This window comes from Mesorhizobium sp. LSHC420B00 (assembly GCF_000503055.1).
Taxonomy (GTDB): domain Bacteria; phylum Pseudomonadota; class Alphaproteobacteria; order Rhizobiales; family Rhizobiaceae; genus Mesorhizobium.
The window spans coordinates 175,084-189,961 of the sequence record NZ_AYVY01000004.1; the positions used below are offsets into that span (position 1 = coordinate 175,084).

The window sequence follows — 14,878 nt, forward strand, 5'->3', positions numbered from 1 at the left end:
GCAATGGGCACCGGTTCGTATCGTCGACTATCGCGCTTTGCGCTAATTGGCATTGCGTCGACGCTGATCTATGCCGTTTGTGCTCTCCTGCTGTCGCGTGGGCAGGCGACGGCGGCCCTGCCGGCGGCGCTCACATCGTTTGCGGCCTACGCCGTTGCCGCGCTGTTTTCTTACACCGGGCATAAATATTTCACCTTCACCTCGGGCGGCAGCCACGCGATGGAACTGCCCCGCTTTCTCCTGCTCACCGCTTCCGGCCTCGCTGTCGCAATCGCCCTGCCGGGGCTTTTGACCCAGATGCTCGGCGTCCCTGCCGCAGTCCCGATCCTGCTTACCTGCATTGCCGTGCCGGTCATCAACTATGTCGTCCTCGGACGCTGGGTGTTTCGTGGTCTCTAGCGCGCGATCCCTCAGTGAACTGCTGCCCGGTGCCAACCGTTTCTCGCCGTTTGCGGGCGTGGCGGGCGCCCCGTTGCTGCTGGCCTGCCTGGTCGTCATATACGCCGTCTGGCTGACAACAATTGCGATACCGACCAATGTCGACGTGTCATGGCTTCTGGTCGTCTGTGATCGGCTGCTTGGCGGAGAGCGGCTCAACACCGACATCATGGAGACCAACCCACCTTTCTCGATCTGGCTCTACATGCCGTTCATGCTCCTGGAAAAGCTCACCGGCATACGTGCGGAATTCTGGCTGACGCTTGGTGTCGTTTGCCTGAGCCTGGCCAGTCTTTTCGTTTCTGTCCGCATTCTCGCGCGCGATGAACCGGTTTACCGGCAGCCCCATGCGTTCTGGGCAGCAGCGGCGGCCCTGGGCTGGGTTCTCTGTTTCATGCCGGATCAATTCGGCCAACGCGAGCACTTCGCGTTGATTGCCATTCTGCCTTGGGTGGCGTTGCAATGCACACGTCAGCGGAACCCGGATTTCAGCGCCGGCTCGCGCCTGGAGCACATGGTCGCGGGCTTCGGCGCGGCGATCGTGGTCATGGTCAAGCCGCCCTATTTTGCGCTGGCCTTCATGTTGCCGTCACTCTGTCTTGCGGTTGAAAGGCGGTCGCTGAAACCGCTCTTCGTCGTGGAGAACCTGCTTGGCGCTACGATCGTGGCCGCCTATGTCGCGTCCATCGCGCTCTTCGACCGTGCTTATTTAAGCGAAGTCCTGCCCTTGGTCAGCGAGGTCTATCTTCCGTTGAGGGCCTCTACCGCCGATATGCTGGCGAACTGGCCGAAAGTGGTGCTGCTTCTGGCCGCCGCTACCGTGCTTGCGGCCGGCGGCCTGAGGCAGACGAACTGGGACGTCAGGATTCCGCTTCTGACCGCACTGGGGTTCATTCCGGCCTTCATCGTCATGGGCAAGGGTTGGCCCAATCACGCCCTGGCGATGGTCGTTGTTGCAACACTTGCATTTGGCATCCAGCTTCTGCGGTTCGGCACATTCCGCAGTGCAGGCTTCATTCGCAAGGCCGCCCTGATCTTCGGCTGCGTGCTGGTGCTGCAACTAGCGGTCAGGGCACAGTACGCGGCGCTGACGACGGACAACGGCCCGATCGGGCGCTCTGTCGCCGCGATCCGCGCAACGGTCGAAACCCCGACCATCATGTCGATCGCCGACCGGATGCAGGTTGCCCATCCCCTCGCCAGGCTGGTCGACGGCAGGTTCATATCACGCCATCCGAGCGCCTGGGCGGTCTCCAACGCTGACACGCTCGCCCGCGCCACCGGCGATCTCGAACGGAGACGGGAACTTGAAAGCATCCGCGATCGGGTGATCGGCGAATACGCCGCCGAGATATCAGCGAAGAAGCCCGATGTCGTGCTGTCAGGCTCGCCCGCGCGGACAGCCCTGATGCTGCAGGACAAGCGGATCGGAGCCGCCTTGGCCGACTATCGTCTGCTGCACCACGAGCCGGAAATCACTGTCTATCTGCGTTACACGGCGCCTGCGCCGCTCCAAACCAATTGAGCAGAGGCTCCCGGAAGACCATGGCACGGCTGGATCCAATCGCTCCGCTGGACGACGTATGGCTCGAGCTCGAGAGCCTCGGTGCAACATCATGAGCNGGCACGGCTGGATCCAATCGCTCCGCTGGACGACGTATGGCTCGAGCTCGAGAGCCTCGGTGCAACATCATGAGCGTCTCGAACGACATTGACGGCTTGAGCCGGTGGCGCGGCCGGAATATCGCGGCGGCGCTGCTTCCTAGCCGCAATGTCCTGGCCATTGCCGCAGTCACCGTGTTCTCCATCGTCTGGCAGCGGCGTTGGGGGACTGTTCCCGATACTAGCTGGCTGATCACGGTATGCGAGCGGATGCTCTCCGGTGAGCGGCTTTACTCGCAGATCCACGAGACCAACCCTCCATTCAGCGTATGGCTCTATCTGCCGCCAGTGGCTGTGGCCAGATTGCTGGGCGCCGCCCCGGAAATCCTGGTTGAGGCCTGGACATACCTTGCCGTGCTTATCGGACTTTCGCTCTCGGGCGTGATCGTCAAGCGCGGGGGTTTCACCGAAACTGCATCACTGTTTGCACTGGGGCCAGCGTTTTGCGCAATGCTGGTGATCTTCCCCGGCAACGCCTTCAGCGAGCGAGAGCATATCGGCATGGCGCTTTTCATGCCGCTGCTTGCGCTTCACGCCTGGCGTGCGCGCAGAGATGCAGCCGCCCAACCAGGCCCGGGGATCGCCGTACTCGCCGGCCTGTCGGGCAGCATTTTGCTGCTGGTCAAGCCCTACTATGCGATCATGGTGTTGGCGCCAGCGCTGGTCGTTGCAGTGCGCCGGCGCAGCCTGAAATCGATCTTCGCCCTGGAACACTGGGTCATTGGCGGCATCTGCATTGTCTATCTCGGCGCGGTCACGCTGATCCATCCGGAATTCCTGCGCGACATCTATCCCCTCTTGGCGGATGTTTATGGAAAGCTCGGCATCTTTTGGCCCATCGTGATCGGCCACGGTTTCGCGTGGTGTTTCCTCGTCTTCCTGATTTGGTGGCTGTGGCCGGCCGGGCGGTTTCCAGAGCTGGCGGCGGTAGCGCTGGCTGCATCGATCGCCGGCATGTTTCCCCTGTTCTACCAAGCGAAAGGCTGGTCTTATCATGCCTATCCCGCGATCTTTTGCGCCGTGGCAGCCATTTTGTGCCTGCTGGCAGTGCCCAGGATCGTGCGGCAGCCGTCGAAGCTGTTGGCGTTCGTGACGGCGCCTTCGCGAGCTTGGGCACTGGCGGGGGTGGCAATCGCTTTCTTGCCATACTGGAGCACCCAGAAACCGGGGCCGGCGCTGGTTGCCGCCATTCGCGCCGCGACCGATCGGCCTACTATTGCGTTGATCAGTTCGGATATGTCCTCGGGACATCCGTTGACCCGCATGATCGATGGGCAGTTCGTTTCGACCCATGTCAGCGATTGGCTCGGAGTGTTCGCGCTTTCCCTGTCCCGGCAGGCAGCCCTTTCCGGTGATACCGCTGAAGCCACGCGTTACCAGGCCATCATGGCGCGTTACGTCGAAAGCAAACGCAAAGAATTCGCGCGTCTGCGCCCGGATATCATTGTCTTCAAGAAAAACAACGCGATGTGGACAAGCCAACTGACAGAGCGTTTTGGCTTTGACGCCATCCTGGCGCACTACCGCATTCTCGTCGAGGACGAGACCGAGCGCATCTATCTGCGCGACGATTATGTCCGGTCGGGCGACCGGCCACCCGAATTGAGCAAGGCCTCGGAAAAACCATGACGCGGCTGGATCCAATCGCTCCGCTGGACGACGTATGGCTCGAGCTCGAGAGCCTCGGTGCAACATCATGAGCGTCTCGAACGACATTGACAGCTTGAGCCGGTGGCGCGGCCAGGATGTTGCGGCGTCGCTGCTTCCTAGCCGCAATGTTCTTGTGATTGCTGTGCTCACCGTCGTTTCGGTTGTCTTCCAGCAACGTTGGGGCACCGTTCCGGATACGAGTTGGCTGATCACCGTATGCGAGCGTATGCTCTCCGGTGAGCGGCTTTACTCGCAGATCCACGAGACCAACCCTCCATTCAGCGTATGGCTCTATTTGCCGCCGGTGGCTGCGGCAAGGATGCTGGGATTGCGCCCGAGATCATGGTCCAGGCTTGGACCTACCTGGCCGCACTGATCGGACTTTCATTCTCCGGTGCGATCGTCAAGCGCGCCGGTTTCGCCGAAACGCCGTCGCTGTTTGCGCTAGGCCCCGCCTTCTACGCCATGCTGGTGATCTTCCCGGGTAACGTCTTCAGCGAGCGCGAGCACATCGGTGTCGCGCTGCTCATGCCACTGCTAGCGTTGCATGCCTGGCGAGCGCGAAGAGAGGCAACGACGCAACCAAGCTCAGGTCTCGCAGCGCTGGCCGGCCTTTCTGGCGGGGTGCTCCTGCTGATCAAGCCTTACTATGCGATCATGGTGCTGGCGCCGGCGCTGCTCGTTGCAGCGCATCAGCGCAGTCTAAGACCGGTGTTCGCCCTGGAACACTGGGTGATTGGCGGGGTTTGCATCGCCTACCTTGCAGCGGTCACCCTGATCAGTCCGGAATTCCTGCGCGACGTCTATCCACTGCTGGTGGATGTTTATGCGAAGGGCAGCGCCTCCGTGCCTAGAATGGTGTACTATGGGTCTATCTGGCTTCTCCTCGTGTTCCTAGTATGGTGGTCGTGGCCGGTCGGCCATTTCCCAGAACTGGCTGCCGTAGCGCTGGCAGCATCTATTGCCGGCTTGTTCCCGCTGTTCTACCAGGACAAAGGCTGGACTTATCATGCCTACCCATCGATTTTTTACGCTGTAGCGGCCAGTCTTTGCTTGCTGGCCTTGCCGAGAAGCGAGCGGCAATCGGCAGGGCTGCTCTCCCGCCTGGCGGCTCCCCCGCGAGCCTTGGTGTCGCTGGCGATTGTGGCTGCCTTCTTACCGAACTGGGGCACTCAGAAGCCAGGCGCGGTGTTGGTCGCCGTGATACGCGCCGCGACCGATCGACCAAACGTCGCCTTGATCAGTCCAGATATAGACACTGGACATCCACTAAGCCGCATGATCGGCGGCCAGTTCGTTTCGGCCGATCCCAATGACTGGCTTGGAGCGTTTGCAATGGCTCTGTCCCGGCAAGCCACGCTTTCGCGTGACGTCGCCCGAGCCACGCATTACGAGATGATCATGGAGCGTTACGCTGAAAGCAAACGCCAAGAATTTGAGCGTCTGCGCCCTGATATCATTATCTCTACGAAAGTTATCAGGAAAGATGATGGCCCTTGGACAAGCCAACTGACGGAGCGTTTTGGCTTTGACGGCATCCTGGCGCACTACCGCATTCTCGTCGAGGACGAGACCGAGCGCATCTATCTGCGCGACGATTATGTCCGGCCGGGCGACCGGCCACCCGAACAGCCTATTTCGGCATCGTCACCCGACGCAGCGTCAGATTGATGCGGCCGCCGTTCTTGAGCAATGCCGAGGTCGAGGGGTAGATGCGGTCAACGCCGTGAAAGCAGAGGCGGCCTTCGCCGCCGAGCACGACGACGTCGCCGCTCTTCAATCTGAACGATTTGGTAGCGCCGTCGCGCATCGTCTGGCCGACCCGGAACAGGCAATCGTCGCCGAGCGAGACCGAGACGACAGGCGCGGAGAAATCGCTCTCGTCGCGATCCTGGTGAAGACCCATCTTGGCATCCTGGGCATAGAAATTGACCAGGCAGGCCTCCGGCGGGTGCGCATAGGCAGATACGTCCCGCCACAGTTCGAGCAGCATCTCCGGGATCGGCGGCCATGGCCTTCCGGTCACCGGGTGAGTCGGCTGGTAGCGATAGCCGTGCTCCTTGTCGGTGACCCAGCCCAGCGGGCCGCAATTGGTCATGCGCACGCTCATCTCCTTGCCGGTACGCGGCATCGCCGGCACGAACAGCGGGGCTTCCTGCGCGACCTCCCTGATATCTTCCACCAGCACTTCCTGCATGGCGCGCGACAGGTAACCAGGCATATGGCGGACGCCTTTGGGCAGCACGAGCATCGGGTCGCTTGATCCGTTGGTCTGGAAAATCAGAATGCCACCGTCAAACGAAAACGGCGACCCGAAAGCCGCCTCCGGCAGTGGCTGCGCACTTCACACCGGCGATCTGGGATCCGAAGCCGATTCGGCTGTCAGTCATCCTCGACCCGGCCACGCATTTTCTTGATCGAGCCGCGCCCGGCTTTGCTCTTCAGCCGTCTTTCGACCGCGCCCTTGGACGGCCTTGTCTTCTTGCGCGGCGGTGGCGGCGGTTCGGCGGCCTTGGCGACCAGTGCCGTCAGCCGCGCCCGGGCGTCCGCCCGGTTCTGCTCCTGCGTGCGGAAGCGTCCGGCTTCGATGACGATGACGCCGTCCTTGGTGGCGCGCTGGCCGGCAAGCTTGATGGTCCGTTCGCGCACACGCTCCGACAGGCCCGGTGCATTGGCAGCATCGAAGCGCAATTGCACCGCCGTCGCCACCTTGTTGACGTTCTGGCCGCCCGGGCCGGACGAACGGATGAAGTCCTCGTGCAGGTCGCCCGGATTAATCACCGCATCGTCGGTGATGATGATTTTTTCGTCGGCGTTCATGCCGCAGTCATGGCGCGGCAGGCGAAAAAAGAAAAGGCCCGATCGAAGCCGGGCCTTGAAGCGCGACGGCTATTCAGCCGCTACCTGCATGCGTGGTGCAGCGCCGAGCACGGTTGCGTCGACATGGGCCTCGAACTTTTCGAAATTGTCGACGAACATGCCAACCAGCCTTGCCGCCTGCCGGTCATAGGCGGGCTTGTCGATCCAGGTCGATCTCGGGTCGAGAATGGCGCGGTCGACGCCGGTAACCGTCACCGGCACGTCGAAACCGAAATTGGCGTCGGTCCGGAAGTCGGCCGCTTTCAGCGAGCCGTCGAGTGCTGCCGCAAGCAGCGCCCGCGTTGCCTTGATCGGCATCCGCTTGCCGGTGCCGTAAGCGCCGCCGGTCCAGCCGGTGTTGACCAGCCAGCAATCGACGCCGTGGCGGGCGATGAGCTCGCGCAGCAGATTGCCGTATTCCGACGGATGCCGCGGCATGAACGGTGCGCCGAAGCATGTCGAAAATGTCGCTTCGGGTTCAGTAACGCCTTTCTCGGTCCCCGCCACCTTGGCGGTATAGCCGGAGAGGAAATGGTACATCGCCTGCGCCGGGGTCAGCCGCGCGATCGGCGGCATCACGCCGAACGCGTCGGCGGTCAGCATGATGATATTCTTCGGGTGGTTGGTGCGCCCCGTCTTGCTGGCGTTCGGAATGAAGTGGAGCGGGTAGGCGCAGCGTGTGTTTTCGGTCAGCCCGCCATCGTCGAAATCCGGCACGCGACCGGCGTCGAGCGCGACATTCTCCAGCACCGTGCCGAAGCGCTGGGTGGTGGCGAAGATCTCCGGCTCGGCTTCGGCCGAAAGCTTGATCGTCTTGGCATAGCAGCCGCCTTCGAAATTGAAGATGCCGTGCGGTCCCCAGCCATGCTCGTCATCGCCGACCAGCGTGCGCGACGGGTCGGCCGACAACGTCGTCTTGCCGGTCCCGGAAAGGCCGAAGAAGACGGCCGCGTCGCCGGCGAGTCCTTCATTGGCAGAGCAATGCATCGGCATCACGCCTTTTGCCGGCAGCAGATAGTTGAGCACGGTGAATACCGACTTCTTCATCTCGCCGGCATAGGAGGTACCGCCGATCAACACGATCATGCGCGAAAGATCGACGGCGATCACCGTTTCGCCGCGCGTGCCGTGGCGGGCGGGATCGGCGCGGAACGACGGCAGGTCGATGACCGTCAAATCGGGCACGAAATGCTCGAGTTCGGCGGCTGCCGGCCGGATGAGCAGATTGCGGATGAACAAGGAGTGCCAGGCAAGCTCCGTGATCACCCGGGTCGGCAGCTTCAGCTCCTCGTCGGCGCCGCCGACCAGGTCCTGCACATAAAGGTCCTTTCCAGCCGCATGGGCGCGAAAATCGGCAAGCAGCGTATCGAACTGCCCCGGCGAAATCGCTTTGTTGTTGTCCCACCATACATGCGGCGCGGTGCTTTCGTCGCGCACCACGAATTTGTCCCTGGGCGAGCGGCCGGTGTGCTGCCCGGTTTCGGCGGCAAGCGCGCCATGCGCGGTGAGTCGGGCCTCGCCACGGCGGATTGCCTCCTCGTAGAGCGCGGCCGCGCCGAAATTATAGCGCACCACGCCCGTGGTTCTCAGGCCGATCCGATCGATTGTACATGCAGGATTGCGTTTGCCGGCTTCCGACATGGGTGTCCCTTCTTCGATTTACCGCGTCTTTACCGGCGAATTCCGGAACCCCCGTTGCAGGAGCTAAAAACGTCAAAACCAGAAAAGGCGAATGATATCAAATCATTAATCGATTTAAATATTTTGAAAGTTGTTTAAATCGTTTATATGTGCAAAAACACTGATGGTTGCCCAAAGGATTGGCGATGTTCATTCGTCCAATCCATATCGAGGTACAATTGTGGCCGCCGGCATGCCGCGCGTGACAGCGGATAAAGCCTATGCCACATTTTGTACCTAATTTGTCCTGCAAAAGCCCCTTCTCGACGAAAGAAGGGACAGCTCATGAAGGAGCCGCTTGAAATGGCAACAATCGCGCTTGTCGACGACGATCGCAACATTCTGACTTCGGTTTCGATCGCCCTCGAATCCGAGGGTTATCGGGTTGAAACCTACACGGATGGGGCGTCGGCGCTGGAGGGACTGGCGGCGCGCCCGCCGAACCTCGCCATCCTCGACATCAAGATGCCGCGCATGGACGGCATGGAGCTGCTGCGCCGGATGCGCCAGAAATCCGACCTGCCGGTGATCTTCCTGACCTCCAAGGACGACGAGATCGATGAACTGTTCGGCCTCAAGATGGGCGCCGACGACTTCATTCGCAAACCCTTCTCGCAGCGTCTTCTGGTCGAGCGCGTCCGCGCCGTGCTGCGCCGCGCCAGTACCCGCGAGGCGGCCGCCAAGGCGCCCAACCAGCAGGCTCGGTCGCTTGAGCGCGGCCAGCTTGTCATGGACCAGGAGCGCCACACCTGCACCTGGAAGGGCGAGCCGGTGACGCTTACCGTCACCGAGTTCCTCATCCTGCATTCGCTGGCCCAGCGTCCAGGCGTCGTAAAAAGCCGTGATGCGCTGATGGATTCGGCTTATGATGAGCAGGTCTATGTCGATGACCGCACCATCGACAGTCACATCAAGCGGCTGCGCAAAAAGTTCAAGGCCGTCGATGATGACTTCGAAATGATCGAAACCCTTTACGGAGTCGGATATCGGTTCCGCGAAGCTTGAGTCGAGCGGGAGCTGCTATTCGATGGCAGTGGAAGTAGAGCGAGTGAGACGATCGGGCGCCGCCAGGCGCCCGCCGCGGATTCTGCCCGCCTTCGTGTCGAAAATCACGGTGCCGATGCGCCGGTTTCTCGGCCATCACATCTTTTCCAGCCTGACGCGGCGTATTCTCTTTCTCAATCTTGCCGGCCTGGCCGTCCTGGTCACCGGCATTCTCTACCTCAACACCTTTCGAGACGGGCTGATCGACGCCCGTGTCGAGAGCCTGATGACCCAGGGCGAGATCATTGCCGGCGCGATTGCTGCATCGGCGACGGTCGAGACCGATTCGATCAGCATCGATCCGGAAAAGCTGCTTGAGTTGCAGGCTGGCGAAAGCCTNATCGGCGACGGTCGAGACCGATTCGATCAGCATCGATCCGGAAAAGCTGCTTGAGTTGCAGGCTGGCGAAAGCCTCGGCCCGGGCTCCGATCAGCTCGACAATCTCGATTTCCCGATCAATCCGGAGCGCGTGGCGCCGGTGCTCAGGCGGTTGATCTCGCCGACGCGCACGCGCGCCCGCATTTACGACCGCGACGCCAACCTGCTGCTCGATTCCCGCCATCTCTATTCGCGCGGTCAGATCCTTCGCTACGATCTGCCGCCGGTCGAAGAGGAGCAGCCGGATCTTCTGGAGCGCATCCAGAAATTCGTCTTCGATTTCTTCCGCAATAAGCAGCTGCCCGTCTATCGCGAGCAGCCGGGCGGCAACGGTGCTGCGTTTCCCGAAGTGGTCAAGGCGCTTACCGGCAGTCCGTCGACGATCGTGCGGATCTCGGAGCAGGGCGAGCAGATCGTTTCCGTGGCGGTGCCGATCCAGCGCTTCCGTGCCGTTCTCGGCGTACTGATGCTGTCGACCGAAGGTGGCGACATCGACAAGATCGTCGCGGCCGAGCGCAAGGCGATCCTGCGCGTGTTCGGCATCGCCGCGCTGGTTACCGCTATCCTGTCGATGCTGCTGGCCTCCACCATCGCCAACCCGCTGCGCCGGCTTTCCGCGGCGGCGGTCAGGGTTCGCCGCGGTGTCAAGAACCGCGAGGAAATTCCCGACTTCTCCGACCGCCAGGACGAGATCGGCAATTTGTCGATCGCCGTGCGCGACATGACCAATGCGCTCTACGCCCGCATTGAGGCGATCGAAAGTTTTGCCGCGGATGTCTCGCATGAATTGAAGAACCCACTCACCTCGCTGCGCAGCGCGGTGGAGACATTGCCGCTGGCCAAGAACGACAATTCGCGCAGCCGGCTGATGGATATCATCCAGCACGATGTGAGGCGCCTGGACCGCCTGATCACCGATATTTCCGATGCCTCCCGTCTCGATGCCGAACTGGCGCGGGAAGACGCGGGAACTGTCGACCTGAAGAAGTTCATCACCGATCTGGTCGCCGTCTCGCGCGAGGCCACACGCAACAAGAAGGCGGTCGAGATCGAATTCAAGGTCGCCAAACTGCCGCAGGGCGTGAAAGGCTACTTCGTCGTCGGCCATGATCTGAGGATCGGCCAGGTGATCACCAACCTGATCGAGAATGCCCGCTCGTTCGTTCCCGAAGAACGTGGCCACATCACCATATCGCTGGCGCGCGCCGGCAAGTTCAACATCGTCACCGTCGACGACAATGGCCCCGGCATCCGGGCCGACAACATCGATCGCATTTTCGAGCGGTTCTATACCGACCGGCCGGCCGGCGAGGCGTTCGGCCAGAACTCGGGCCTTGGCCTGTCGATATCCCGGCAGATCGTCGAAGCCCATGGCGGCACGTTGAGCGCCGAGAACATCCCGGGCACCAAGCCTGGCGAGATCAAGGGCGCCCGCTTCGTGGTGACGCTGCCGGCCGAAGGCTGACGGATGAATTCCAATCACGCCTGGTCCTATTGTGCAGCCTGAAAACATTCACGGCACCGCCATCCTGATAGGTGATTGCGGCATTCTCATCACCGGACCGTCCGGCTTGGGCAAAACGACGCTGGCGCTCGCCTTGATCGATCATTGCAGCCAGCGCGGGCTGTTTTCGCGGCTGATCGGCGATGACCAGCTCTATGCTGCCGATTGCGAGGGGCGGCTGGTCTGCCGCGCACCAGTCAGCATAGCCGGCCTCGTCGAGGTGCCGGGATTCGGCCCCAAGCCGATACCATTCGAGCCAAGCTGCGTGATCGACCTCATTATCCGGCTGGTGCCAGCCGGCAAAATGGCCCGCTTCCAAGAAGACTGCAGCGAACTCGTTTTCGGCGTACCAGTGCCGCGCATCGATCTTGCCGGGCGCAATGTCGCGGCGGCCTTGCCGGCAGTGATGTCGCGCCTGTCGATTGCGCCTTTCCTTTGATCCGATTTGGATTTTTTGCTGCAATGCGTCAAATTGGTCTGGGCCGGCGCAATTTTGGGCTTGTCAACGGGCCTTGCGTCGACAAGATAGCGCTCCCGCCACCTGGAACGGTCGGCGAGCATAAAATGCGCCTGTGAAGCGGCGATGACGGGAGCCACCAAAGAATGATCGGACTCGTGCTTGTAACGCACGGTCAACTGGCCGCCGAGTTCCGCAATGCCGTGGAACATGTCGTTGGGCCACAAGACAATTTCGAGACCGTGGCGATCGGTGCCGACGACGATATGGAACAACGCCGTCGCGACATTATCGACGCAGTCGGCCGCGTCGATACCGGATCAGGCGTCATCGTTTTGACCGACATGTTCGGCGGCACGCCCTCCAACCTCGCCATTTCCGTGATGGAATCCGGCCGCATCGAGGTCATTGCCGGCATGAACCTGCCGATGCTGATCAAGCTGTCCAGCGTTCGCAAAGGCGACAACATGGCGGCCGCGCTGGATGAGGCGCAGGCTGCCGGCCGCAAATACATCAACGTCGCCAGTCAGCTCCTGAGCAGCAAATGAGCGCGCTGTTGCCGGAAAAGGACAAGATCGTTCGCGACTTTCCGATCGTCAACCAGCGCGGCCTGCACGCGCGCGCCTCGGCCAAGTTCGTTCAAATTGCCAGCGGCTTCAATGCCACGGTCCAGGTCGAGAAGGACGGCGTCAAGGTCGGCGGCACCTCGATCATGGGCCTGATGATGCTGGCGGCGAGCCCCGGCTATTCGATCCGCGTCACCGCCAGCGGCCCGCAGGCCGAAGAGGTCATCGATGCGCTGGAGCAACTGGTTGCTTCCCGTTTTGGCGAGGAATGCTGACGGCGCTCTCTCGTGTTGGTTGCCGCTGAAGACATGCACGGATAAAGATTTCTTTATATCCCATTGTCGTCCGACTCCCGATCTGCTAGTCAGGCCGGCAACTCGCGCCCTCCCACACGCCTTCGGGGCGGGGCGCGTCCCGCAATCAATTCGCATCGGAGCACTGCCATGATGGGTAGCAAGGATTATGTGGTCGCCGACATCGCGCTTGCCGGCTGGGGCCGCAAGGAGATCGAGATCGCCGAAACCGAAATGCCGGGCCTGATGGCCTGCCGCGAGGAATTCGGCGACAAGAAGCCGCTCAGGGGCGCGCGCATCACCGGCTCGCTGCACATGACCATCCAGACCGCGGTGCTGATCGAAACGCTTAAGGCGCTCGGCGCCGATATCCGCTGGGCTTCCTGCAACATCTTCTCGACCCAGGACCACGCTGCCGCGGCCATTGCCGAGGCCGGAATTCCGGTGTTTGCCGTCAAGGGCGAGACGCTGGAGGATTATTGGGTCTACACCGACAAGATCTTCCAGTGGGCCGATGGCGGCACCTCCAACATGATCCTCGACGACGGTGGCGATGCCACCATGTACATCCTGATCGGCGCCCGCGCCGAGGCCGGCGAGGATGTGCTGTCCAATCCGGGCAGCGAAGAGGAAGAGATCCTGTTTGCCCAGATCAAGAAACGCATGCAGGCATCGCCCGGCTTCTTCACCAAGCAGAAGGAAGCGATCCGCGGCGTCACCGAAGAGACGACGACCGGCGTCAACCGGCTCTATCAGTTGCAGAAAAAAGGCCTGCTGCCGTTCCCGGCGATCAACGTCAATGATTCCGTCACCAAGTCGAAATTCGACAACAAATATGGCTGCAAGGAATCGCTTGTCGACGGCATTCGCCGCGGCACCGACACGATGATGGCCGGCAAGGTCGCGGTCGTCTGCGGCTATGGCGACGTCGGCAAGGGCTCGTCGGCTTCGCTCAAGGGTGCCGGTGCCCGCGTCAAGGTCACCGAGGTCGATCCGATCTGCGCGCTGCAGGCAGCGATGGACGGTTTCGAGGTGGTCACGCTCGAAGACGCGGCACCGACGGCAGACATCGTCATCACCACCACCGGCAACAAGGACGTCGTTACCCTCGACCACATGCGCCTGATGAAGGACATGGTGATCGTCGGCAACATCGGTCACTTCGACAACGAGATCCAGGTGGCGTCGCTGCGCAACCTGAAATGGACCAACATCAAGCCGCAGGTCGATATGATCACCTTCCCGGACGGCAAGCGGATGATCCTTTTGTCGGAAGGCCGTCTGCTCAACCTCGGCAACGCCACCGGCCACCCGAGCTTCGTCATGTCGGCGTCCTTCACCAACCAGGTGTTGGCCCAGATCGAGCTGTACACCAAGCCCGGTCAGTACGAGAACCAGGTCTATGTCCTGCCGAAGCATCTCGACGAAAAGGTCGCGCGCCTGCATCTCGATAAGCTCGGTGCCCGCCTGACCGAACTGTCCGGCGAACAGGCCGCCTATATCGGCGTCACCCCGCAGGGACCGTTCAAGCCGGAACACTACCGCTATTAACCACGGCGAAACTTGCCACTAGATATTGAAGCCGGGCGATTGACTTTTCGCCCGGCTTTATTTTTGCGCTGATTGATTCTTCACGCCGATTCGCGCAAGCGCTATGGTGCTGATTCGCGGTCCGGGGACGAGGCCCGGGCGCACGCATCAGGGCGGTCTTGCATTCAGGCGGCGAAGAGGACCAAGACATGCCGGGGGATAACCCGCCTTGCGCGGGACAGGCCGTTTCCGGCGGCCATAACGATTCGATCACGGGCTCCGCTGCCAGAGGCGGCAGCCTTTTATGCCGTGCCGGCAGCCGTGTCGGGGTGCTGCTTGCTTCTTCCGCGCTGGTTGGTCCGCTGCTTGGCTTTGCCGCACATGCCCAAACCCGCGTGGCGCAAAAGGCCGGGCTGTCGGTCAGCACGGTCGAGGTCATGCAACTCGCCATGTTTGTCGGCGTCATGGGGGCGGCATTGCTGTCGGCCATCTTTCTGATCCGCGAAAGGGCGCGCACCGCGGCGGAAAATGCCGAGCTCAGGACCCGCATCGCCGACGTCAATGCCGCGCTGCAGCGCTCCGAGGCGCTGCTCCATTCCCGCGACCAGCGCGTGGTCGTATGGGCCGCCGAAAACAAGAAACCCGAGCTTGTCGGAACATTGCCGATCGAGAGCGGCGCGCCGGAGGACCGGGCGGCCTTCCTGGCTTTCGGCCGCTGGCTGATGCCGCGTTCGGCGGCCGCGTTGGAACATGCCGTGGCGGCGCTGCGGGACAAGGCAAAGCCCTTCGATCTGGTCATCGAATCGCAGGCCGGCC

General features: G+C 61.8%; 12 protein-coding genes and 1 pseudogene. 10 read left to right on the forward strand and 3 right to left on the reverse strand.

The window, feature by feature from the left end; genetic code table 11:
- Positions 1 to 3 precede the first annotated feature (3 nt).
- The 4 genes from X760_RS50025 (at position 4) to X760_RS50040 (ending at position 5,421) form a co-directional block, all read left to right on the forward strand.
- Complete coding sequence (locus tag X760_RS50025) at positions 4 to 399, forward strand: GtrA family protein (protein WP_023718272.1); 396 nt, start codon at positions 4 to 6, stop codon at positions 397 to 399.
- Positions 389 to 1,963, forward strand: a complete 1,575-nt coding sequence (locus X760_RS50030) for a hypothetical protein (protein WP_156948044.1) — start codon at positions 389 to 391, stop codon at positions 1,961 to 1,963. Before X760_RS50025 ends, X760_RS50030 begins: the two co-directional genes overlap by 11 nt.
- A gap of 167 nt (positions 1,964 to 2,130) precedes the next feature.
- Positions 2,131 to 3,729, forward strand: a complete 1,599-nt coding sequence (locus X760_RS50035; RefSeq protein WP_023718274.1) for a hypothetical protein — start codon at positions 2,131 to 2,133, stop codon at positions 3,727 to 3,729.
- Positions 3,730 to 4,035: 306 nt separating this feature from the next.
- A complete protein-coding gene (locus X760_RS50040) occupies positions 4,036 to 5,421 on the forward strand; it encodes a hypothetical protein (protein ID WP_023718275.1) in 1,386 nt (461 codons plus the stop codon).
- Here the strand turns inward: X760_RS50040 and X760_RS50045 are convergent.
- From X760_RS50045 to X760_RS50055, 3 genes are all read right to left on the reverse strand, one after another.
- Positions 5,384 to 6,001, reverse strand: coding sequence for an alpha-ketoglutarate-dependent dioxygenase AlkB (locus X760_RS50045; RefSeq protein WP_023718276.1), 618 nt, complete (start codon positions 5,999 to 6,001; stop codon positions 5,384 to 5,386). The two genes, X760_RS50040 and X760_RS50045, sit on opposite strands and share 38 nt — an antisense overlap.
- 131 nt (positions 6,002 to 6,132) lie before the next feature.
- Complete coding sequence (gene arfB, locus X760_RS50050) at positions 6,133 to 6,570, reverse strand: alternative ribosome rescue aminoacyl-tRNA hydrolase ArfB (RefSeq protein ID WP_023718277.1); 438 nt, start codon at positions 6,568 to 6,570, stop codon at positions 6,133 to 6,135.
- Between the two features lie 69 nt (positions 6,571 to 6,639).
- A complete protein-coding gene (locus tag X760_RS50055; protein ID WP_023718278.1) occupies positions 6,640 to 8,250 on the reverse strand; it encodes a phosphoenolpyruvate carboxykinase in 1,611 nt (536 codons plus the stop codon).
- A gap of 342 nt (positions 8,251 to 8,592) precedes the next feature.
- Here X760_RS50055 and X760_RS50060 point away from each other — a divergent pair, with 342 nt between their 5' ends.
- From X760_RS50060 to ahcY, 6 genes and pseudogenes are all read left to right on the forward strand, one after another.
- A complete protein-coding gene (locus X760_RS50060) occupies positions 8,593 to 9,294 on the forward strand; it encodes a response regulator transcription factor (RefSeq protein ID WP_023677547.1) in 702 nt (233 codons plus the stop codon).
- A gap of 22 nt (positions 9,295 to 9,316) precedes the next feature.
- A pseudogene (locus X760_RS50065) lies at positions 9,317 to 11,177 on the forward strand (sensor histidine kinase).
- A 31-nt stretch (positions 11,178 to 11,208) separates the two neighbouring features.
- Entirely contained in the window at positions 11,209 to 11,655 is a 447-nt protein-coding gene (locus tag X760_RS50070) for an HPr kinase (RefSeq protein ID WP_023718279.1), read from the forward strand.
- Between the two features lie 164 nt (positions 11,656 to 11,819).
- A complete protein-coding gene (locus X760_RS50075) occupies positions 11,820 to 12,221 on the forward strand; it encodes a PTS sugar transporter subunit IIA (RefSeq protein ID WP_023718280.1) in 402 nt (133 codons plus the stop codon).
- Positions 12,218 to 12,514 (forward strand): HPr family phosphocarrier protein, encoded by a 297-nt coding sequence (locus X760_RS50080; RefSeq protein ID WP_023718281.1) that lies wholly within the window; start codon positions 12,218 to 12,220, stop codon positions 12,512 to 12,514. The genes X760_RS50075 and X760_RS50080 overlap by 4 nt, the downstream gene beginning before the upstream one ends.
- 168 nt (positions 12,515 to 12,682) lie before the next feature.
- Positions 12,683 to 14,083 (forward strand): adenosylhomocysteinase, encoded by a 1,401-nt coding sequence (gene ahcY, locus X760_RS50085; RefSeq protein WP_023718282.1) that lies wholly within the window; start codon positions 12,683 to 12,685, stop codon positions 14,081 to 14,083.
- Positions 14,084 to 14,878: the final 795 nt, after the last annotated feature.

Excerpts from the sequence above, each read along its gene's own strand:
- X760_RS50060 (WP_023677547.1), top strand. The coding sequence starts at position 8,593 with ATGGCAACAATCGCGCTTGTCGACGACGATCGCAACATTCTGACTTCG.
- X760_RS50040 (WP_023718275.1), top strand. The coding sequence starts at position 4,036 with ATGGCTCTATTTGCCGCCGGTGGCTGCGGCAAGGATGCTGGGATTGCG.
- X760_RS50075 (WP_023718280.1), top strand. The coding sequence starts at position 11,820 with ATGATCGGACTCGTGCTTGTAACGCACGGTCAACTGGCCGCCGAGTTC.
- X760_RS50025 (WP_023718272.1), top strand. The coding sequence starts at position 4 with ATGGGCACCGGTTCGTATCGTCGACTATCGCGCTTTGCGCTAATTGGC.
- X760_RS50080 (WP_023718281.1), top strand. The coding sequence starts at position 12,218 with ATGAGCGCGCTGTTGCCGGAAAAGGACAAGATCGTTCGCGACTTTCCG.
- X760_RS50045 (WP_023718276.1), bottom strand. The coding sequence starts at position 6,001 with ATGCTCGTGCTGCCCAAAGGCGTCCGCCATATGCCTGGTTACCTGTCG.
- ahcY (WP_023718282.1), top strand. The coding sequence starts at position 12,683 with ATGATGGGTAGCAAGGATTATGTGGTCGCCGACATCGCGCTTGCCGGC.
- X760_RS50035 (WP_023718274.1), top strand. The coding sequence starts at position 2,131 with ATGAGCGTCTCGAACGACATTGACGGCTTGAGCCGGTGGCGCGGCCGG.
- arfB (WP_023718277.1), bottom strand. The coding sequence starts at position 6,570 with ATGAACGCCGACGAAAAAATCATCATCACCGACGATGCGGTGATTAAT.
- X760_RS50055 (WP_023718278.1), bottom strand. The coding sequence starts at position 8,250 with ATGTCGGAAGCCGGCAAACGCAATCCTGCATGTACAATCGATCGGATC.